At 72.7% G+C, this 21,410-nt stretch carries 14 protein-coding genes and 1 pseudogene; 4 read left to right on the forward strand and 11 right to left on the reverse strand.

Annotation, left to right across the window (positions count from 1 at the left end; genetic code table 11):
- Positions 1–13: 13 nt before the first annotated feature.
- Positions 14–826, forward strand: coding sequence for a PaaX family transcriptional regulator (locus tag ABT063_RS34360; RefSeq protein WP_351063899.1), 813 nt, complete (start codon positions 14–16; stop codon positions 824–826).
- 217 nt (positions 827–1,043) lie between these two features.
- Positions 1,044–1,338, forward strand: a pseudogene (locus ABT063_RS34365) (adenylyl-sulfate kinase); the annotation flags it as partial.
- 6 nt (positions 1,339–1,344) lie between these two features.
- On the opposite strand, the gene ABT063_RS34370 reads toward ABT063_RS34365, so the two are convergent.
- Positions 1,345–3,681 (reverse strand): bifunctional salicylyl-CoA 5-hydroxylase/oxidoreductase, encoded by a 2,337-nt coding sequence (locus ABT063_RS34370; RefSeq protein WP_351063901.1) that lies wholly within the window; start codon positions 3,679–3,681, stop codon positions 1,345–1,347.
- 47 nt (positions 3,682–3,728) lie between these two features.
- Entirely contained in the window at positions 3,729–4,556 is an 828-nt protein-coding gene (locus ABT063_RS34375) for an enoyl-CoA hydratase family protein (RefSeq protein WP_351063903.1), read from the reverse strand.
- A 334-nt stretch (positions 4,557–4,890) separates the two neighbouring features.
- Here ABT063_RS34375 and ABT063_RS34380 point away from each other — a divergent pair, with 334 nt between their 5' ends.
- A complete protein-coding gene (locus tag ABT063_RS34380) occupies positions 4,891–5,343 on the forward strand; it encodes an ATP-binding protein (RefSeq protein ID WP_351063904.1) in 453 nt (150 codons plus the stop codon).
- A gap of 35 nt (positions 5,344–5,378) precedes the next feature.
- On the opposite strand, the gene argF is transcribed toward ABT063_RS34380, so the two are convergent.
- From argF to ABT063_RS34410, 6 genes are all read right to left on the reverse strand, one after another.
- A complete protein-coding gene (argF, locus tag ABT063_RS34385; protein WP_351063906.1) occupies positions 5,379–6,392 on the reverse strand; it encodes an ornithine carbamoyltransferase in 1,014 nt (337 codons plus the stop codon).
- A gap of 91 nt (positions 6,393–6,483) precedes the next feature.
- Positions 6,484–7,704 carry an arginine deiminase gene (locus tag ABT063_RS34390; RefSeq protein ID WP_351063908.1) on the reverse strand — a complete coding sequence of 407 codons (1,221 nt, stop codon included), beginning with the start codon at positions 7,702–7,704 and terminating at the stop codon, positions 6,484–6,486.
- A gap of 120 nt (positions 7,705–7,824) precedes the next feature.
- Positions 7,825–9,564: an HEXXH motif domain-containing protein gene (locus tag ABT063_RS34395; RefSeq protein ID WP_351063910.1), complete on the reverse strand. Its 1,740-nt coding sequence runs from the start codon at positions 9,562–9,564 to the stop codon at positions 7,825–7,827.
- 178 nt (positions 9,565–9,742) lie between these two features.
- On the reverse strand, positions 9,743–9,955 hold the full coding sequence (locus tag ABT063_RS34400; protein WP_351063912.1) for a hypothetical protein: 213 nt from the start codon (positions 9,953–9,955) through the stop codon (positions 9,743–9,745).
- A gap of 106 nt (positions 9,956–10,061) precedes the next feature.
- On the reverse strand, positions 10,062–11,180 hold the full coding sequence (locus tag ABT063_RS34405; RefSeq protein ID WP_351063913.1) for an effector-associated domain 2-containing protein: 1,119 nt from the start codon (positions 11,178–11,180) through the stop codon (positions 10,062–10,064).
- A 17-nt stretch (positions 11,181–11,197) separates the two neighbouring features.
- Positions 11,198–12,376, reverse strand: a complete 1,179-nt coding sequence (locus tag ABT063_RS34410; RefSeq protein ID WP_351063915.1) for a hypothetical protein — start codon at positions 12,374–12,376, stop codon at positions 11,198–11,200.
- A gap of 151 nt (positions 12,377–12,527) precedes the next feature.
- On the opposite strand from ABT063_RS34410, the gene ABT063_RS34415 reads away from it, so the two are divergent.
- Entirely contained in the window at positions 12,528–13,838 is a 1,311-nt protein-coding gene (locus tag ABT063_RS34415; RefSeq protein ID WP_351063917.1) for a cation:proton antiporter, read from the forward strand.
- Positions 13,839–14,013: 175 nt separating this feature from the next.
- Here ABT063_RS34415 and fxsT read toward each other — a convergent pair whose 3' ends face one another.
- From fxsT to ABT063_RS34430, 3 genes are read right to left on the reverse strand one after another with little or no spacing between them, the layout of a single operon-like run.
- Positions 14,014–18,627: an FxSxx-COOH system tetratricopeptide repeat protein gene (gene fxsT / locus ABT063_RS34420; RefSeq protein WP_351063919.1), complete on the reverse strand. Its 4,614-nt coding sequence runs from the start codon at positions 18,625–18,627 to the stop codon at positions 14,014–14,016.
- Positions 18,628–19,722, reverse strand: a complete 1,095-nt coding sequence (locus ABT063_RS34425; RefSeq protein WP_351063921.1) for an AAA family ATPase — start codon at positions 19,720–19,722, stop codon at positions 18,628–18,630. It abuts the gene before it with no gap.
- A complete protein-coding gene (locus ABT063_RS34430) occupies positions 19,719–21,275 on the reverse strand; it encodes a VMAP-C domain-containing protein (protein ID WP_351063922.1) in 1,557 nt (518 codons plus the stop codon). Before ABT063_RS34430 ends, ABT063_RS34425 begins: the two co-directional genes overlap by 4 nt.
- Between the last annotated feature and the right edge of the window lie 135 nt (positions 21,276–21,410).

The following is a 21,410-nucleotide window of genomic DNA, read 5'->3' on the forward strand; positions in this document are numbered from 1 at the left end:
CCGACGAACTAAGATGATCAACGTGTCCGACCAGCATGCACCACGGTCTCTCATCGTCACGCTCTACGGCGCGTACGGACGCCACATGCCCGGCCCGGTGCCCGTCGCCGAGCTGATCCGGCTGCTGGCCGCCGTCGACGTGGACGCGCCCTCCGTGCGCTCGTCGGTGTCCCGGCTCAAACGGCGCGGACTGCTCGTGCCGGCCCGTACGACGCAGGGCGCGGCCGGGTACGAACTGTCGCCGGACGCCCGCCAGTTGCTCGACGACGGCGACCGGCGCATCTACGCCACCGCGCCTCCGCGGGACGAGGGCTGGGTGCTCGCCGTGTTCTCCGTGCCGGAGTCGGAGCGGCAGAAGCGGCACGTACTGCGCTCGCGCCTGGCCGGTCTCGGCTTCGGCACGGCCGCCCCCGGCGTGTGGATCGCCCCCGCACGCCTGTACGAGGAGACCGAGCACACCCTCCGAAGGCTGCGCCTCGACCCGTACGTCGACCTCTTCCGCGGCGAGCACCTCGGCTTCGCGCCGACGGTCGAGGCGGTCGCCCGCTGGTGGGACCTGGCGGCGATCGCCAAGGAGCACGAGGCCTTCCTCGACCGCCACGCACGCGTGCTGCGCGACTGGGAGCGGCGCACGGACACCCCGCCCGAGGAGGCGTACCGCGACTACCTCCTCGCCCTGGACTCCTGGCGCCACCTCCCCTACGCCGACCCCGGGCTGCCTGCCCATCTGCTCCCGGAGGGCTGGCCGGGCGCCCGCTCGGCGGCGGTGTTCCGTGGGCTGCACGAGCGGCTGCGGGATGCGGGAGCCGCCTTCGTCGGCGTGTGATCCCATTCACGCCGGGGAGCCCGAAGACAACCTTCAGGCTCCTCCGGCCTCTTCTCAGGTTTCCTACCCAGCGTCTCTGACCGGCTTAGTGATCCCCGGTGCTGCGCAGGGATATGAGCCAATCGCCTTCGTGCCCGACGTCGCCTGGGCGCCGAGCGTGTGCGTGACGGCATGCCACAGGATCGCTTCGGATCGCCAATCCGACCAGCGAGCCTCCGTGAGGCCGTACGCCGGGGCCGGGCTGGTCTCCGAGGCCGTCCGCAAACGGCACGCGGCCAGCGGGACGCCGTACATCGAGGTGCGTGTCGCCTTCCCCGTCGAGGTGTGCGGCGAGCGGGACGTGAAGGGGCTGTACGCCCGGCAGACCGCAGGGCAGCTCATCGGTCTCGGGGGTCGACGACCCGTACGAGCCGCCGGCCGACCCGGCGCTGGTACTGGAGACGCGGTTCCAGACCCAGCAGGAGTCGGCGGACGCGGTGTACGTGCTGCTGGTGGAGCGGGGGTTGGTATGAGCGCGCTCAACTCCCCAGGCTGAGGCGGGGTTTCGGAGCATCCGTCCGCCCCGTCTGCGGACGGCGGCTGCCCGCCCGGTACGGCGCCGGCCAGACGACGCCCGGCCCCTCGTAGCCCTGCTCGGCCGCCGCGTGCAGCGTCCAGTGGGGGTCGTAGAGGTGGGGGCGGGCCAGGGCGCACAGGTCCGTACGACCGGCCAGGATCAGCGAGTTGACGTCGTCCCAGGAGGAGATCGCGCCGACGGCGATCACCGGGACGCCCACCTCGTGGCGGATCCGGTCGGCGAACGGCGTCTGGTACGACCGCCCGAACTCCGGGCGTTCGTCGGCCACCACCTGCCCGGTCGACACGTCGATCGCGTCCGCGCCGTGCGCGGCGAAGGCGCGGGCGATCTCGACGGCGTCCTCGGCGGTGGTCCCGCCCTCGGCCCAGTCGCTGGCGGAGATACGGACGGTCATGGGCTTCTCCTGCGGCCACACGCTCCGGACGGCGTCGAAGACCTCCAGCGGGAAGCGCAGCCGCCGCTCGAGCGAGCCGCCGTAGGCGTCCGTGCGCAGGTTGGTCAGCGGCGAGAGGAAGCCGGAGAGCAAGTAGCCGTGGGCGCAGTGCAGTTCGAGGAGATCGAAGCCGGCCCGGGCGGCGCGCCCGGCGGCTGAGCTGAACTGCTCGCGGAGGTCGGTGAGCTGGGCGCGGGAGAGTGCGCGCGGGGTCTGGCTGTACGGCTTGTACGGCAGCGGGGACGCGGCCACGAGCGGCCAGTTGCCGTCCTCCAGGGGCTCGTCGATGCCTTCCCACATCAGCTTGGTCGAGCCCTTGCGCCCGCTGTGGCCGAGCTGCACGCCGATCGCGGTGCCGGGGGCCTGCGCGTGCACGAAGTCGGTGATCCGTTTCCAGGCCTCGGCCTGCTTGCCGGTGTAGAGGCCGGTGCAGCCGGGTGTGATCCGCCCCTCTGCGCTGACGCACACCATCTCGGTCATGACCAGTCCGGCGCCGCCGAGTGCCCGTGCGCCCAGGTGGACGAGGTGGAAGTCGCCGGGGAGTCCGTCGGTGGCCGAGTACATGTCCATGGGCGAGACGACGACCCGGTTGCGCAGGGTCAGGCCGCGCAGCCGGAACGGGGTGAACATCGGGGGCGTGCCGGGCGGACAGCCGAACGCGCGCTCCACCGACTCGGTGAAGCGGGCGTCGCGCAGCCGCAGGTTGTCGTGGGTGACGCGGCGGCTGCGGGTGAGCAGGTTGAAGGCGAACTGGCGGGGCGGCTGGTCGAGGTGGAGGCCGAGGTTCTCGAACCACTCCAGGCTGGCCCGGGCGGCGCGCTGGGTGGAGGCGACGACGGGACGCCTCTCCTCCTCGTAGGCCCGCAGTGCTTTCTGCAGTGAGTCCTGTTCCTCAAGACACGCCGCCAGCGCGAGGGCGTCCTCGACGGCCAGCTTGGTGCCGGAGCCGATGGAGAAGTGGGCGGTGTGGGCGGCGTCGCCCAGCAGGACGACGTTCCCGTGCGACCAGCGCTCGTTGACCACCGTACGGAAGGTGGTCCACGCCGACTTGTTGGACTTGAGCGGCCGCCCGCCCAGCGCGTCCGCGAAGATCTTGGCGCAGCGCTCGACCGACTCCTGTTCCTCCAGCTCGTCGAATCCGGCGGCCCGCCACACCTCCTCCCGCATCTCGACGATCACGGTGGAGGCGTCGGCCGCGTAGGGGTAGCCGTGCAGTTGCGTCACGCCGTGCTCGGTCTCGGCGATCTCGAAGCGGAAGGCGTCGAAGGCGAAGTCGGCGGCAAGCCAGATGTAGCGGCAGTGGTGGGCGGCCACATGGGGCCGGAACACATCCGCGTAGGCCTCGCGGGTGGTGCTGTGCACACCGTCGGCGGCGATGACGAGGTCGTGTGTCTCCGCGAGCCAGGCGGGGTACGGGGCCACGGAGCGAAAGCGCAGCTCGACGCCGAGGTTGCGGCAGCGCTCGTGCAGGATTTCCAGGAGCCGCTGTCTGCCCAGTGCGGCGAACCCGTGGCCGCCGGAGGTGTGCCGTACTCCCCGGTGCACGATATGGATGTCGTCCCAGCGCACGAAGTCTTTTTGCAGCGCCGTGTACACCACCGGGTCGGCGTGCTCTATGCCGCCGAGGGTTTCGTCGGAGAGGACGACTCCGAAGCCGAAGGTGTCGTCGGGGGCGTTGCGTTCCCAGACGGTGACTTCGCGGGACGGGTCGAGGCGTTTGAGCAGGGCTGCGGCATAGAGGCCGCCGGGGCCGCCGCCGATGATTGCGACTCGTAGGGGGTGGCTGGTCTCGTCGCGCGGATGCGGGCCGGTGGGGGCTGGTCGCGCCCCGCGGCGGAGCCGCATATCGACACAGCCCCGCGCCCCTGGGGTACGTGCCCCTGAGGTGGGCATTACCGTCCCCGCCACTTCGGTGGGCGCTTCTCCGTGAAGGCCGCGTGGAATTCTGCGTAGTCCTCGCCGTTCATCAACAGGGCCTGGGTCGAGGCATCCAACTCCACCGAGGCGGCCAGCGGCATGTCCAGTTCCGCCGTGAGCAGCGCCTTCGTCTGGGCGTACGCCAGGGCCGGGCCCTCGGACAGGCGGTGGGCCAGCGCCTGTGCGGCGTCGTCCGCCCGCCCCTCCTCCGTCAGTTCGCTGATCAGGCCGATCCGCTCGGCCTCGGGCGCCCGCACCGGTTCTCCGAGCATGAGCAGTCGGGTCGCGTGGCCCAGTCCGACGACCCGGGGCAGCAGGTATGCGGCGCCCATGTCGCCGCCGGACAGTCCGACCCGGGTGAAGAGGAAGGCGAAGCGCGCGGAGGGGTCGGCCACGCGGAAGTCGGCCGCGAGCGCCAGGACGGCCCCCGCGCCCGCCGCCACCCCGTGCACCGCCGCGATCACCGGGAACGGGCACTCCCGTACGGCCCGCACGACCTGCCCGGTCATCCGGTTGAAGTCGAGGAGCTGGGCGGTGTCCATGGCCAGGGTGGCGCCGATGATCTCGTCGACGTCGCCGCCGGAGCAGAAGCCGCGTCCCTCCCCGGCCAGCACCAGGGCACGTACGGACCGCTCCCGGGACAGTTCGGCGAGCAGGTCGCGCAGGTCGGCGTAGGCGCCGAAGGTGAGCGCGTTGAGTTTGTCGGGGCGGGCGAGGGTGACGGTGGCGACGCCGTCGGCGACGGTGACGCGCAGATGCTGCCAGTGGGAGGTGCGGGCGGCGGAGCCGGTGAACGGACTCATGGGGTGCGGCCTCCTCGTGGGAGCGGCGGGCACTGCCTCACGGACTCACGGAGCACTACTCCACGAAGCTATCACCCATCCGTGACTGTCGTCACGAGGGCGCGATACAGCCGGATGTGGCAGACCCCGGTTTGACCCCGATCCGACCCCGCTCCGTCACATCCGTCACGGCTCGTCGACACCCCCGTAACGGCGGGAGCAACCGCGCGAGGCCCGCCGTTCACCCGGGTAAGCCGCCCGGCAACGGGGCCGACGGTCCCGTACGGTGCCCGTCGGACGCCTCTGCCGGGTGGCCCCGTACCATTCATAAGGTTGAAAGCAGGACAGCCTGCTCATGAACGGACCCGCCTTGCACGAACGCCCCTCCGCCTCCGCCTCATGGCGCATCGCGCTGCCGCACTCCGCCGCGGCCGTGCCCGTGGCCCGCGCCCTGGTGCGCACGGCGCTGGCGGAGCTGGAGCACGGGGCCGACTGCGACACCGCGGAACTGCTCACGGCGGAGCTGGTGGCGAACGCCGTGGAGCACACCACCGGCGACGCGCCGATCGAGCTCGTGGTGGAGCTGCTGCCGACCGGCTGCCAGGTGGAGGTGCACGACCCGGACCCGGTGCCGCCCGGCAATCTCACGCGCCCGGCGGAGACCGAGCCCGACCCCTGGCAGGAGCACGGGCGCGGCCTGCTGCTGATCCGCGCGCTCAGTTCGTCCTGCGGCCACCGCCCCACCGAGTCCGGCAAGGCCGTGTGGTTCAGGCTGCCGTCGATCCCGCATCAGCGGCGTCCGGTGTGACCGGCCGCGCGAAGAACGCGAGGAGCAAGGCCTGATCAGGCCAGCGTGGCCACAAGGACCGCCTTGATCGTGTGCATACGGTTCTCCGCCTCGTCGAAGACCACCGAGTGCGCCGACTCGAAGACCTCGTCCGTGACCTCCAGGGACTGAAGGCCGTGGGACTCGTGGATCTCGCGCCCGACCTTGGTGCCGAGGTCGTGGAAGGCGGGCAGGCAGTGCAGGAACTTCACGTCCGGGTTGCCGGTGGCGCGCAGGACGTCCATGGTCACGGCGTACGGGCCGAGCGCGGCGATCCGCTCGTCCCAGACCTCCTTGGGCTCGCCCATGGAGACCCAGACGTCGGTGGCGACGAAGTCGGCGCCCGCGACACCCTCCTCCACGGACTCGGTGAGCAGGACGGCGGCGCCGCTGTCCTCGGCCAGCTCGCGGGCCCGGGCGACGACGTCGTCGCTGGGCCAGTACTGCTTGGGCGCGACGATCCGGACGTCCAGGCCGAGCAGCGCGCCGGTGATCAGGTAGGAGTTGCCCATGTTGAAGCGGGCGTCGCCGAGGTAGGCGAGGACGAAACCGTCGTCGACGAGGTCCTTGCTGCAGTGCTCGGTCATGGTGAGCACGTCGGCGAGCATCTGGGTGGGGTGCCAGTCGTCCGTGAGGCCGTTGTAGACGGGCACACCGGCGTACGCGGCGAGCTCCTCGACCTTGGCCTGACTGTCCCCGCGGTACTCGATCGCGTCGTACATCCGGCCCAGCACCCGCGCGGTGTCCTTCACGGACTCCTTGTGGCCGATCTGGGAACCCGAGGGGTCCAGGTACGTCGTCGAGGCGCCCTGGTCGGCGGCGGCGACCTCGAACGCGCAGCGCGTGCGGGTGGAGGTCTTCTCGAAGATCAGCGCGATGTTCCTGCCCCGCAGGTACTGGGTCTCCGCCCCCGCCTTCTTCGCGGCCTTGAGTTCTGCGGCCAGTTCGATCAGGCCGCGGAACTCGCCCTCGGTGAAGTCCAGCTCCTTGAGGAAGTGGCGGCCGGCGAGGGTGGTCGGGACTGTCGCCATGGGGGGCGCTCCAGAGGGACGAGAACAGGTACGCTGGAAGTCTATACGACGATCAGCATTTCTATACAGCCCCTTTGGGGCCGTTTGGGCTCTATACGGCCTCGCGTTCGACCGGGCAGCTCATGCACCGCGGTCCGCCCCTGCCGCGTCCCAGCTCGCTGCCGGGGATCTCTACCACCTCGATGCCCTGTTTGCGCAGATGCGTGTTGGTGGTGGCGTTGCGCTCGTAGGCGACGACGACGCCCGGCTCGACGGCCAGCACGTTGCAGCCGTCGTCCCACTGCTCGCGCTCGGCGGCGTGCACGTCCTGGGTCGCGGTCAGGACGCGGATCTCGCTCAGCCCGAGGGCGGCGGCGATCGCGCGGTGCATGTGCTCCGGCGGATGGTCGGTGACCTTCAGCTCCTCGCCGACGCCCGGTTCGATGGTGTACGAGCGGAGCATGCCGAGCCCCGCGTACTGGGTGAAGGTGTCGCCGTCGACCATCGTCATCACGGTGTCGAGGTGCATGAACGCCCGCCGCTTCGGCATGTCCAGGGCCACGATCGTCTGCGCGGAGCCGACGGCGAACAGCTTGTGCGCGAGCATCTCGACGGCCTGGGGGGTCGTCCGCTCGCTCATGCCGATGAGGACCGCGCCGTTGCCGATGACCAGGACGTCCCCGCCCTCGATGGTGGACGGGTAGTCGGCCTGCCCCTCGGACCAGACGTGGAACGTTTCGCCGCGGAACAGCGGGTGGTGCCGGTAGATCGCCTCGAAGTGCACGGTCTCGCGCTGCCGGGCGGGCCAGCGCATGGCGTTGATGGAGACGCCGTCGTAGATCCAGGCGGAGGTGTCCCGGGTGAAGAGGTGGTTGGGCAGCGGGTCGAGCAGGAACTCGTCGAGTTCCATGACGTGGAAGCGCACCGAGGTCGGTTCCGCGTGCGCGTCCAGGAACTCCCGCTTGGTCATGCCGCCGACCAGCAGGTCGGCCAGCTCCCGGGCGGGCAGAGGCTCGAAGGCGGCCCGGAGGTGGTCGGTGGCGAGCACCCCGTACTCCTTCTCGTCGAAGACCCGGTCCAGGACGAGCGTTCGGGCCGCCGGGATCTCCAGGGCCTCGGTGAGCAGGTCGCCGAAGAGATGCACGGCGACCCCACGGTCGCGCAGCACGTCGGCGAACCCGTCGTGCTCGGCACGCGCCCGCCGCACCCACAGCACGTCGTCGAAGAGGAGGGCGTCCTTGTTGCTGGGGGTGAGCCTTTTGAGCTCGAGATCCGGCCGGTGCAGGATGACGCGGCGCAGCCGCCCGGCCTCGGAGTCGACATGGAATCCCATGCCTCCATCCTGACCACCCAAGACCGTGTTCACCCGCTGGTCGACCGTTTCCGCACGGCCTTGTTTTCGTCTCCTCGACGTTAATCGGGCCGGACTATCGACTGAGGCGCGCCGCGGGGGTCATCCGCTCGGCAGTGGCTGCTGGAGCAGCTCCGGGCGGGCCAGCATCCGGCGGGAGGTGCGGCCCGGGTCGAGGGCGGCACGGGCGACGATCCAGCCCGCGAGGGCGTGCGGTTCGGCCGGGTCGGCGGCCAGTTCGTCGCCGTACGCGGCGAGCGCGGCGACCGGATTGCCGGCGGCGAGGTGCTCGTCGGCGGTGCGCGGGGCGGCGGGAGGGGTGGCGAAGGCGTGGGTGCGGACGTCCGGCCAGGAGGTGCGGTCGGGGCGGAAGCGGGGGGTGCCGGCCGCGTCCGTGGCGTCGGACACCGGAAGTACGTTGCGCAGGCGCCACTCGGTGCGGTGCAGCGCGGCGGCCGCACGGGCGCGGATCAGGGCGGCCGCGGGGACGGGTTCCCGCAGCCAGCCGTCCAGGGTGCGGGCGAGGGCCGACACCAGGGCACGGCCCTGGGCGGTGAGACGGCCCTCGGCGAGCAGGGTGCGCACCACGAGCCGGCTCTGCAGGCGGCGCAGCGCGAAGTGGTAGCCGGCCTCGTCGGCCGACCGGCCGTCCCGCGCGCCGACCAGGCGGTCCCGCCAGAAGCCCGTGACGCCGGTGAAGGCGTACGCGCCGTGCAGCAGGCCGGTGAGATGGCGCGGGTCGGGACGCCAGGGGGCGTAGTAACGCTCCGCCCGGTCGTCGTCGAGCAGCGGGAAGAGGTGCAGCAGGGCGGCCAGCTTGCTGTGCTGGAACTCGTGGACGAGCGTCTCGGCAAGGGCGAGGGCCCGGGAGGGCCGGGCGATCACCATCGCACCGAAGGAGTCGCCGCTGGACGCGGAGACCAGGACGGCCGGCGGGGCGGGCGGCACGGCGCCGGTACGGCCCCAGGGCACGACGGAGCGGATCGCGGCCGGGTCGATCCGGCCGGGCCCGGTACCGCCCGGCACGGCGAGCACCGCGACGGCCTCCTCGAACAGCCGCTGCCAAGCCCACGCCTCCGCGGCTTCCAGCCGGGCGGGCGGCAGAGGGTCGTCCAGGTCACGGTAGGGATCGAGGTCGTCGAGGGGTATGGGGACGGGTCCGGCGGGGCCAAGGTGGGTGAGGGTGCGCAGGGGGAGCCAGGAGGACGCCGGGCCCACCGGGTCGGAATCCTCTACGACGGCCTGGCCGCCCCCGCTCGGTAAGGGTGCCGTGGCCGGACGGATCGTCACGGACGTCGTACCGCCGCCGCGGCCCGGCCCCGTGAGGGTCAGCTCTCCCCCGCTCGTTCGCGCCTGACCGACCGTCAATCCCACTTTTCCCTGGGGGAGTCGCGCCAGCCCCAGGCCGGGAAGGGAGAGCGCGCCGTCGGTGAGGGGGACCGTCAGGTCCGCCTCCGTGCCGGCGCGCAGGGAGGCCGTGACGGCCAGGGCGCACAGATGGCCCGCCTCGGCCCACAGCGGCGGGCCGGTCGCGGTGCCGTGCGCCCGGCGCAGTACATGGGCGAGCCAGGCGCCGGTCGCCGGGGCGAGCAGCAGCCGGTCGACCGGCTCGGGTGCCCGGGCCGCCGCCTGCTTCAGGACGCGCCAGGCCACGGCGGCCGGGGTCAGGGGTGTGGGCAGCGCTTCGAGGCGGTCCAGCAGCGTCCGCAGGAGCAGCAGTCGGCGCGCCCGCTCCCCCCGTTCGAGGAAGGCGACGGCCTCCGCGGAGCCGCCGCCCGCGGCCAGTTCCGCGAAGAGCCGCTCCGGCATGCGGAACGGGGCGGGGTGCGGCTCACTGGTCATGGGCGGGGACCTCCGGTCGCGGGTGCGGGCATGCGAGGGCCCGAACGGGCGCACGGGCCTCGTCAGGGTCTGCCGTAGGGGCGGGCGGAGTTACTCGGCCCGGGTGCCGCCGCTCTAGGCCCTGTCGTCACATTCCCGTCGTCCGCCCGAAGGGCAGGCGGGAATGTGACGACAGGGCCTAGCCTTCACCTCCGCCCCTGATGCTGCTGCGGGCGCGCAGGACCTCCTCGAGGAGACGAGCGGTCGGGCCGAGCGGGGCGAGACCGTCCACGGCGATCAAGGGCAGCGCCGCGAGGTCCGCCAGATCCGACTCCCAGACGTCGGCATGCCCCTCGGCGGCCGACGCACGAGCGGTGACTGCGGGGTGGTGCAGTGCGGGCGGCTGGTCCAAGATGCTCCCCCTTCTCGCACGGTGGCACGCGATGCCCCGTGCCCGTGTCCTTTTCCATCATGGCCATTCCTGCCCGAGTCGAAAACCGTACGATCACGCCACTCGATCATTTCCGATCGCTCGGGCGCTGCGCCGAGGCCGCGAACTCGCGCAGCGCGAGTTCGAGTTCCGCCTTGCGCTCGGGGTCGTCATCGACGGACACCACGGCGTCGAACAGCTCCCAGAGCGCCTCGGAGTGGTGTCGTGAGAGGGCGTTGAGGATGCCGATAGCGTCGGTGCGGGCCTTGGGGTGACGGGGCAGCATCGCTGTGACACGGGGGTTCAACGCGGCGACCACGGTCTGCCGTTCGGTGGGGTCGCCCATCAGCGGATAGGCGAGCAGTGCCTCCACGGCCCGCTGCAGCGGGGAGGCCGGGCGCCGCTCGGGGGCGGGTGCGGCCGCGGGCAGGATGTCGGTGCGCTCGGGGCTCTGCAGCCGGATCTCCGGATACTGAAGGGTACGTCCCGCTTCCCTGAGGGCCGCGATACGTGTCCTTACGGCCGGAAACAGTTCCTCCGGATCGGGTGGCGCGGGCAGGACAACCGCTCGGGCGGCCAGCAGAGCGAGCATGATCTCGGAGAAGAGCCCGGTGGCGCGCACGGGGTCGTTGGCGGCGGCCCGGCCGCGGCCGGCCGCGCGCAGCAGGGTCTGCTGATGGGCGAGGCTGCGCCGTCCCACGGGCAGCGCGTCGGGCGGCAGCGGCTCCCGGAAGCCGAGGGCCTCCTCGAAGGTCTCGCAGGCGTCCACGATCCACAGCTGCTCGGCGAAGCCGGGCACGGCGTCGCCTGCGTACCGGGCGAGCGCGGAGTCCAGGTCGATGCCCAGCTTGTCGGCGGTGGACGCGTCCGCGCAGAACAGCCGCAGCCGCCCGGCCCGGTCGAGGACACCGTGCCCGCCCCACCACACCCACAGGATGTCGCCCTGGGCCAGGGGGAGTTCACGGACCAGGACGCGGCGCAGCGTGGCGTGGTCGGCGGGCTCGTACGGGACTTCGGGGACGTACGACGGCAACGGCGCGAGGTGCAGCCGGAGTTGGGCGTCCGGCACCCCGGCCGCGCGCAGCAGCCGGTGGAAGGCGACGGCGTCCCGGGCCGGCCCGGGCAGGTCCCAGCCGGAGCCGGCGTCGTAGCTCTCGATGCCGACGATCAGGGCGTGCACGCGGGCGGGGTCCACGCGCGGCGGCATGGGCGGCACGGGACCCGTCACGGCAGACGGTCCACGATGCGGCGGTACACCTCGGGGTTGGTCCAGTAGGCGCTGTGAGCGGCGGGGAACGGCTGGCGGCTGTCGACGGCGACGTCGGTGACCCGGCCCGGGAACAGGTCCGCGCCGAGGTAGGAGAGCAGGTCGTGGGGGTCGTACAGGTTCAGCCAGTCGGGGACGTGCGCGGGCAGCGGGGCGGGGTGGTCGAGGGAGGGCAGGGAGCCGGACTCGTACAGGAAGGGCCCCTGGGATCCGGCCGTCACCAGGAGGCGGACCTGGGGCAGCGGGGCGGAGATCAGGGTGTCCAGGGCGATGATGCCGCCCAGGCTGTGGCAGACGAGCGCGACGGGCGGCTCCAGGCCCGCGACGAGGGCGCGCAGGTCGGCGCGGACGGCCTCGCCGCGGCTGAGGTAGCGCAGGATGTCGGCGGCGGCCGGGTGGGCGGCCTCGGTGAGGGCGCGGCGACGGCGTACGACGGCACGGGACGCGGCGGATCCGGCGGCCCGCAGCAGCAGGGAGCGCAGCCCGCGCTCCGTGCCCCGGGGCGGTGCGCCGAGGGTTTCGGCGAGCCGGTCGGCGACGGCGTCCCGGGTGTCGCCGACGGGGACGAGCGGCGTGTCGGCGTCGAGGGCGTCGGCGATGACGCGGGCGGTCAGGCTGCGGGCGGCGAGGGCCGCGAGCTCGTCCGGGTCGAGGGCGGCGGCGGCCGGGCCGAGCAGCGGATGAGCGGCGAGGTCGGTGGCGGCGCGTGCCAGGCCGGGGCCCGACTCGGCGGCGGGCGCGTCGCCTTGGGCGGCGAGCGCGGCCAGTTGTGCCTGGAGTTTCTGTTCCGGCGGTACGGAGCCGGGCGGGCGTTCGACCACGGGTTGCGCACCGGCCGCGGCGAGGGCGAGTTCGGCGTACGGGTCGGCGTACAGCGCGGCCCAGGCGGCCGTCGTGTCGTCGGTGGCATCCGGGGCGTACGGGGTCTCGGCGAGCCCGCGGGCCGTGGCCCCCGGCTGCGGCGGAAGGCTGGCCCCACCTGCGGCGAGCGTGGCGCCGTGCGTGCCTCCCCAGTAGTACGGCACGATGCGAAGCCCGTCGCGCAGCGCGGTCAGGCCGGCCGCCACGCGCCCCGCGAGCTTCGAGAAGCCTGGTTCGCGCACCCCTGTCCCATGGATGAAGACGACCGCCGTCATGTGCCCCCCGAGACACCCGTGCAGTGTTGTGTACGACTTCCGATACGTCGTCAACTTACCAGTAGCATAGGGAAGTTGGGTCGAGCGCATGCGCGAGGACCCTCACCTGTCCGGACGAACGGCCTCGGCAACTGGACAACAGGGGGACACGGTGAGCCCTGACGCGATGGTCATGCACTTCGTGGGTGCCTCGGCCCTGATCCTGGTGGCCGCGCACGCCGCCGGCTGGCTGGCCCGGAAGCTGAAACAGCCGTACATCGTGGGCCAGTTGACGGCGGGCATAGCGCTCGGTCCCTCGCTGCTCGGCAGTGTGGCCCCGGACGCGCACCGGTCACTGTTTCCCGAGGACATCTCTCCGGCGCTGACCGGGTTCGCGCAGTTCGCGCTGGTGGTGTTCCTGTTCGCGGTGGGCTACGAGCTGGACCTGAAGGTCCTGGGGGCGCGGGCGCGCACGGCGGTGACGGTGGCGCTGGCGGCCTTCGTGGTGCCGATGGCGGTGGGCAGCGGCTGTGCGCTGCTGTTCCGGGAGCAGTTGTACGACCTCGGCATGCCGCGGGACCTCTCCCCCGCGATGGTGGTGTTCGCCGGGGTCGCCCTGTCGATAACGGCGGTGCCGGTGCTGACGGCCATAGTGCGGGAGAACGGGCTGGCGCCCACGGTTCCCGGAGTGGTGGCCGTCTCCGCGGCCGGGCTGCTCGACGTGATCGGGTGGACGGTGCTGGCCGGGACGATGCTGGACGGCGACGGCGGCGGGCACGCGCTGGGCTGGCCGTGGCGGGCGCTGATCGGAGTCGGCTTCACCGCGCTGATGCTGGTGGCGGCACGCCCGCTGCTGCGCAGACTGCTGTGGGGCACGCGGACGCGGATGGAGCCCTCGCTGCGGCTGGCACTGCTCATCGGCTTCGCCCTCGGGTCGGCGTGGGTGACGCACTCCGTCGGGCTGCACGTCATCTTCGGCGCGTTGCTGGCGGGGGTCGTGGTGCCGCGCGAGAAGGGCGGGACGCTGGACCCGGACCTGCTGCGCCCGCTGCACGACGTCAGTTCTCTCCTGCTGCCCTTCTTCTTCGTCGTCTCCGGCCAATCCGTCGCCCTGAACAGCATGGACGCCACGGGATGGGTCGCCCTGCTGGTGGTGACGGTACTGGCGGTGACCACGAAGACCGGCAGCGGCACGGTGGCGGCCCGGCTGGGCGGACTGGACCGTGACGACGCGCGAACGGTCGGCGTCCTGCTGAGCGCCCGCGGCCTCACGGAACTGATCGCCCTCAACGCCGGCCTCCAGGCGGGCCTGCTGAGCAAGCCCCTCTACACGGTCCTGGTCTTCATGGCCCTGACCACGACACTCCTGACCCAGCCACTACTCCTCCTGACCCGCCGCATGTCGGACCGACGCCCACACCCCGCCCCCACGAACCCTGCCCCGGACGGCACGACGACAACACCCGTGGCAGACATGGGCTGACACCCCCGGCGAGGTGTCGGACGGAGCGTTGTTCGCCGGGAGGACTGGTGCCGGTAGGGGCGCGGGGCTGTGTCAATACGCGGCTCCGCCGCGGGGCGCGACCAGCCCCCACCGGCCCGCAGACTCACCACAGCCCCACGACACCCCCCGCCCCCCCGGGCCCCACCGCCGGAGGCTAAAGCGGCATCGGCGCCAAGTCGCACTCGATCCGCCGCCGCTGACGCGCCGCCAGCAGCCACGGATGGTCGGCACGCAGAACACGGCTGAAGCCCTCCACGGCCTTGCGCTGGAGCTCGTCCGCCTCCGGGCCGCGGCCCAGGCCCCGCAGATCCAGCGCGAGGTTGGCCGTGCAGGACAGCGTCAGCGGGTGCTCCTCGCCCGCGGCCTCGGCGAGCCGCGGCAGATTGGCCTCGTCGATGGCGTGCGCCCGCTCGAAGTCCAGGCGCGCGTATGCCGTGTTGGCCTGCCCGAGGGCGACGGTCAGCGTGATGATGTGGTGCTCCCCCACCTGCTCGGCCAGCCGCCGTGCCGCCTCGTCCTCGTGCTCCTGCGCGCTGTCGAGCGCCCCGAGCGCCCGCAGCGTGGCGGCGAGGTTGGCCCGGGTCAGCAGGGAGTACGCGTGGTCGTCGCCCAGGCGCTGCTCGTACCGCCGTAGCGTCGCCTCGGCCAGCTGGCGGGAGCTGTCGAGGTCCCCGGCCAGGCGCTGGTCGACGGCCAGGTTGATCGCCGTGGACAGCGAGTCGAAGTGGTCGGGCCCGTAGCGGGAGGTGAAGCGCCGCAGCGTCTCCTCGGCGAGCTTGCGGGCCTCGGTGAGCGCCCCGTCGCGGCGCTGGCACACCGCGAGGTTGCGGGCGATGCGCAGGGTGAGTGGGTGCTCCTCGCCGAGCGCGGTACGCGCCCGCCGGTGGACGTCCTCCTGGAAGTCCCGGGCACCGGGATAGTCGCCGTTCTCCCGCATGTCGATGGACAGGGCGTTGAGCGTGTTGAGGGTGAAGAAGCTGGCGGGGCCGAACAGCAGGTCACGCAGCCGGGCGTTCTCCTGGTCCAGCGGCAGCGCCTCCTTGAACTGTCCGCACAGCCGCAGGTCGACGACCCAGTTGTGGGTGGCACTCAAGGTGACGGGGTCGTCGGAGCCGAACAGGGATCGGGCCAGCTCGGTGGCCTCCTGGCCCAAGTCCCGCGCTTCCTGGAACCGGCCCTGGTAGCGGCGGGCGTCGGCCATCTGGCTCAGGGAGTGGATCAGTTCCTCGGGCTCGACGTCCTGGCGGCGGGAGGCCTCCAGCGCCTTCTCGTTGAGAGGAATCGACTCGGGTACCTGTCCGATCTGCCGCAACAGGAACGACAGGCTCTTGGTCATGCGAATGACTTGGAGGTCGTCCTCGCCGGAAGCCGCGAGCCAGGCGTTCCAGGCCTGCCGGGCGTAATCCGCGGCACCCTCGTGGTCTCCCCAGTAGTAGAGGAACCACACGGTGTCGGAGACCAGGTCCCGTACCCAGGTGTCGGAGCTGGCCACCGCCTCGGAGGCGAGCACATGGGGCAGCAGCGCCTGGTAGGCGGGCCACTCCAGCGACGAGCCGTAGGGGCCCGGCTTGGCCGCCGACAGCAGCTGGTGCGCGGCGCTGCGCATCCGCTCCCGTTCCTCGGGGTTCAGCTTGGCCAGGAGCACGGTCTGCAGCAGGCGGTGCATCTGCAGGGTGTCGGAGCGCGGGTCCACCTTGATCAGCGAGAACTGGCTGAGGTCGCGCACCGCGCGGTTCAGCCGGATCGACTCGCGCAGCAGCGGGTCGATCTCGGGCGTGATGCTGACGCCCCGGCTGCCGCGCAGCATGGACCGCGGGATGGGCTCGGGGGCCATGCTGGCGCAGATGTCGAGCAGCTGCCGGGCGCCGGGGTTGTTCTGCTGGATCCGCTCCAGCGAGATGTCCCAGGCTGCCGCGACGGAGACCGGGTAGTCGGGGGACGGTTCGATCTCGAGGATCTCCGGGCTGCGCTCGGTGAGCAGGTCGAGGTACTCCCCGACGAGCATGCCGGTGACGCCGAGCCAGGCACCCGCCTGCTCCACCGCGAGCGGCAGATCGCCCAGCGCCTCGGCGAGCCGGTCGGCCTCCTCGGCGCTCAGGTCGGGCGAGCGCTTCTGGAGCAGCTCGACGGACTCCTCCCGGTCGAAGACGTTCACCGGCAACGGGGTGGCGACCCGCTCCCAGGCGCGGTTCCGGGAGGTGACGATGACCTTGCCGGGCCCGTTGGTGGGGAAGTAGTTGCGCACCGCCTCGACGTCCTCCGCATTGTCGAAGACGAGCAGCCAGTTGTCGTACGGCGCTCCGGTGCGCAGCGCCTCCAGTACGGCGGGCACGGCGGTGTTGGCGGCGGGGGCGCCCAGGCTGTCCTGGCCGGTCGGGGCGACGCCCAGCTGGGCGGCCAGGCTGGCGAGGGCGGCCAGGATGAGGCTCTCCCGCTCGGCGGGGATCCAGCAGATCACCTTGTAGTCGTGCTGGTGGGTGTAGATGTACTCCAGCGCGAGCTGGGACTTGCCGACGCCGCCCAGGCCGTGCAGGGCGTGCGGCAGGACGGCCGCGGTGTCCTGGGCGCCCAGCTGCTCCTCCACGAGCCTCAGCAGCGCCCGGCGGCCGACGAACGAGGTGTTCCTCAGGGGAACGTTCACCAGAAGGGCCGGCGTTGCGGTCGTGGTGCTCTGCATGAGCGGCTCAGCCTCCGGGGCTTCGTGTTGGTTCTCGTCGGTTACCAGGCTCGGCACGGGGGGTTCTCCAGGTTCGTCGGGGACGTTCGACGCTGGATCACTGCCTTCTCCGGCGCCGGATGATCCCCCACCGCCCGTGTGGTTCACCTCTGGGAGTGAGCCTGCGGGCAAACTGGCAGCCGCCCGTTCGGCCGTACCGGACCTGAGCCTGGCGAGGTTCGGTTCGATGCGTTTGGCGCGTTCGGAGTACGGCCCCGAGAGTGCGCGCATCACGGCCAGTTCGCTGCGTACCCAGCCGCGCTCGGCCGGGTCGGGCAGCGTGGTGCCCGTCGGGTCGCGCAGGGCGGCGCGCAGGGCGACGCCCCGTTCGCCCGCGGCGGGCAGGTCGCCCACCACGCTGACGGTGCGGGCGAGTTGGCTGCGGGTGGTGGTGGCGAGCAGGGCCTCGCGGACGCCGTCGGCGAATTCGGGGCGGCCGTCGCCGCCGCTGTCCCAGTCGATCAGCCCGCCCATGAGGATCTCGGCCAGGTGGTCCGGGCCGGTCTCCGGCATGGTGCGCCGCCGCAGTTGTTCCACGAGGTCGAACTCGAAGGGAATGGCGGCGAGTTGGGTGGCGAGACGGCGGGCGGCCGGGGTGGCGAGGGTGAAGAAGCGGCGGACGGCGGCGGTGGCGGCGCGCGGGAAGCGAGGGGCGCGCAGTCCGGGCGCGGGGGCCCCCTTGGTGAGGGTGCCGGCCAGGACGACGGGCAGGGCGCGGCGTACTCCCCGCTCCGAGGTGACGAGGTCGGCCCAGGCGGCGAGGGAGCCGGCCTTGAGGGACAGCACGGGCACCGGGACGGAGCCGTCGCCCGCGGCGGGCAGCGGCCGCAGCGGGTCGGGTCCGCCGGGCGGCGCCCAGTGGGCGAGGGCGTCGTTGGGGGCGCCGAAGCCGCCGGCCTCCAGGACCGCCTGGTAGGGGTAGAGCGAGGAGCGGTGGCGCAGATGCGGCGGCAGCAGGTGGACGAGAGCGGTGGGGCCGGCGTGGGCGAGCCGGCCCAGCAGGTCGTCGGCGGTGGACGCGGCCCAGCCGTGGGCGAGTCCGTCGGTGACGACGAGGAAGATGCGGCCGCCCCGTCCGTCGAGGAGTTCGGCGGGGTCGGCGGCGGCCGGGCCGGTGGGCCGGCGCAGGGTGGCGGTCCCGGTGCGCGGCACGTCGACCTTGACCGTGCGTACGCCCCGGAAGGCGCCGCTGTGCTCGGCGGCCTCGGCGAGCCGGGCGGTGGCCTCCTCCCAGATCCGCATGGTGGGGGCGGCGTCGACGAGCAGCACGAGGTCGAAGGCGGAGGTGCGTGCGGGCCGCAGGAAGGGCAGCCACAGGCCGTCGACGAGCCCCTGCTCGGCGGTCGTCTCCTCGTCCAGCTCCAGGGTGTCGCGGGAGGGGATGCGGCGGGCCAGCTGGTGCAGGGCGCGCGCGAGCAGGGCCGTGGCGCGGCCGGGCCCCTGCTGGGGGCGGTCGTCGGGCAGCAGCGGGCGGCCGACGTGCAGGGCGAAGGGCCCTTCGGGGTGGGGTAACAGCCGGGCGGGCACGGCCGGTTCGCCGAATCCGGCGCCGGTCTGCGCCGGGCCGGGCCGGTGGGCGTGGTCCACGGTCGGCGGAGTCCGCAGGCCGGGGGTTCCGGCGTCGGCGGGGGTGCGCCGCGGCGGCCGTACGGGATCGGCGGCGGGCGCGTCCTCGGGGCGGGTCTCGTCGGCCGGGGGCGCGTCCGGGTGTCGTACGTCGTCGGTGTCCGCGGTGTGGGAGGGCCGCTCGGTCGCGGGCACGGTGTCGTGGACCGGTGCGGGGTCCTGCCCGGCGCCGGCCGGGCCGCCGTGGCGGGACCAGTGCGCGGCGAGCCAGACCGCGTCGGCGACCTCCTGCCAGCGCGGCGCGGACCGCTCGTCGGCGTACGGACTGGTGCGGGCCGGTGCGTCCTGTTCCGGGGCGGCGGAGAGCGTCGCTCCGTGCTCTCGCGCGTACTCGACGGACTCTGAGAACGCCGAAGGAGGCGACGACCCCGATGCGGGACCTCCGTCGCCGAGCCCGGACGCGCGCTCCCTGGGAAAGCCGGTCATTCAGCGGCCCTTCGCGAGGTCGCGGAGCAGCATTTCCACGAGCTTACGCCCGTCACCATCCGCCTGGAAACCACCCGCGGTAGTCATCTGGACAGCGTTGAGTAGCTGGTCGAGCGAGTGGGTGCCGCCGGCCTGGACCCGCTGTACGAACAGGTTCACCAGGTCTTCCGTGCCCTGTGGCCGGGCGCCGAGGTGTCCCTCGACCATGGCCAGGAGTTGCTCACGGGTGGGCGTGCGCATCTCCAGCGGCAGACAGCGGCGGCGGAAGGCGGCGGGAAACTCACGTTCTCCGTTGCTGGTGATCACCACGACCGGGAACTCCCGGCACTCGACCCGCCCGCCCCGCACCAGGGCGTGGCCGCCGGGGTCGCTGGTGTGGACGCGCGCGGTGTCCGCGGCATCGCGCACCAGCTCCGGGACGTCATAGCTTCCGTTCTCCAGCACGTGCAACAGGTCGTTCGGCAGGTCGATGTCGCTCTTGTCGAGCTCGTCGACGAGAAGCACACGGGGACGATCGTAGGGCAGCAAGGCGGTGCCGAGGGGCCCCAGGGTGATGAAGTCACCAAGAAACGGGGGCAGTTGACGATCTCTTGACGCGAGCCCGGTGTTGACGGCCGGCTCGGTGAGGTCCTCCTCGCCCGTCTCCGGGGCCGCCGCGTCCCTCAGGCCGGCCTGCCAGGCGGCGATGGCCTGGGCGCGTCCCATGGCGTCATGGACGTACAGCCCGTCGCGCAGTGCCGTACGGCTGACGATGTTCCACTCCAGGACCCGGCCCAGACCCAGTTCGCGGGATATCAGGTAGGCGAGGGTCGACTTGCCGACTCCGGGCGGGCCGGTGATCAGCAGGGGCCGGCGCAGCAGCAGCGCGGCGTTGACGGTGTCGATCTCGTCCGGGCCGAGCTGGGGCGTGATGTCGCCGGGGCCCAGGCGGCGCTGCGCGGCCTGAGGGTCGTCCGGCGGCGTGGGCTGCAGCGGCTCGCCGCGGAACCGGCGCCAGGGCGGCGGCTCCGGCAGCTTGGGCGGGACGGCCGGGGCGCGGCCCGTGGCGTGGAAGACGCGCCAGCCGTTCGGGGACGTCTGCTCGTGCGCGCTCATGCCGGTGCCTCCTCGCCGGCGAGATCGCCGGGGTCGATGTCAACGAGTCGGGTGGGGTCGTCCCAGAAGAAGCCGATGTGCCGGCCGAGGAACCGGCTGGGTCCCTGTGTGTGCAACTCGGCGTTCTGGCGCAGCCGGTGAATGGCCGTCGGGATCTGCGAGGGCGTCGGCACGGCGGCGAACACGGCGGTCACCACCTCCCGGCGCTCCTCGTCGAATACCCCTCTGCGGTCCCAGACCGCGAGTCCGATCCCCTCCGCTATGGCGGCCTTGAGCGCCTCCAGGGCAAAGCGGTCGGCCGGGGCGTCCAGCACCACGGCCGTATGTCTGTTCTCCCCTGCGAGCACCGCCTGCCATGCCTCCGGCCGCCGACTGTCCGGTTCACTCCAGCCGTGCACCGTGACCCCGTGCCGCCGCAGTGTGCGCCAACGCTCCCGCCACTGCTCCCTTACCAGCGCGTCGTCGCTGCGCATCCGCTCCAGGCTGCGCAGGTGCACCCCGTACTTCAGCCCGAGCGGCAACGGGCGTCCGTCACCGATCCGGTACGTCAATCCCGCCACATCGTGGTTGAGCAACTCGTACGGCAGGACGAACTCGATGTACGGCGGTGGCTGCACGCGTCCACTCGGATCCGGCTCGCGCGGGGCGGACCAGAGCCGGGCGCCCTGCCTGAGCGCGCGTTCGACGGCCGTGCCGAGCTGGTCCAGGGTGGTGAGGGACGGTTCGCCGGGCTGGGGGTTCCAGTGGCCGGGCACGGTGTTGAGCCAGGGGCGTACGACGATCTCGCCGGTGCCGTCCCGGGCCGGCTCGACCGCGACGATCAGGCAGCGCGGGACATCGGGGTCGCTCACCACGGCGGCGCGGGCCTCCCGGCGCCGCTTCAGCTCCGCGGTCCGGCCGGCGCGCCGGGCCCAGTCGTCGACCCAGCCGGCCAGGGCCGCGCGGTGGCCGGGCGCGACGGCGACCCCGGCCGCGCGGTCGAGGAGCAGGACGGTGGGCGGCAGGCCGTCCGGTTGCACGTTCCACTCCAGGACGTGCGTGAAGAGCTGCTCCGGGTTGAGCCCGAGGGGCAGGTCGAGGCCGGATAACTCCTGGACCAGGTCGTCCCGCAGCCGGCTCGCGGACAGCTCGCCCTTGGCCAGGACCGCGCGTGCGCTGCTCTCGTCATCGTGGCTGAGCGGGCCGAGCAGCGTATCGGTTTCGGTGCCGGGAGCGGGGGCCGGGGCTTGGTCGGGGGCGATGAGCCGGTCGAGTTCGTCGCCCGCCGGGGCTCCTTCGAGGATGCGGACCACTCCGACGAGTACGTGCTCCCCGCCCGCCACGTTCAGCGCGGCGCGCACCAGGGCGGCCACGTCCTCGCGCTGCCGGACACCGCGTACGTCGACCGGCCGGCCGAGCTGATCCGCGAGGAGCGCGGCGAACTGGACCCGCGCCTGGGCGTCCTCGGTGCAGCTCAGATCGCACAGACCGTCGGTCAGCTCCGCCAGCAGCCGAAGTCCCCGCGGGCGCGCGGAAGCGTCCTCGGGCTTGCCCCACCCCGCGCCTGTCTCCACCGACTGTCCCCCATGAGCCGGTATGCCTGCCTGACCGACCTGCGAAGTTAGCACGGCAACTGGCGGTTAACCAGAGACAGGTGAGACGGGAAGGCGCGAAGTCCGGCCGGGCGCCCCCGAGTTGGGAGACTCGGC

This window comes from Streptomyces sp. NPDC002838 (assembly GCF_040295365.1).
Taxonomy (GTDB): Bacteria; Actinomycetota; Actinomycetes; order Streptomycetales; family Streptomycetaceae; genus Streptomyces.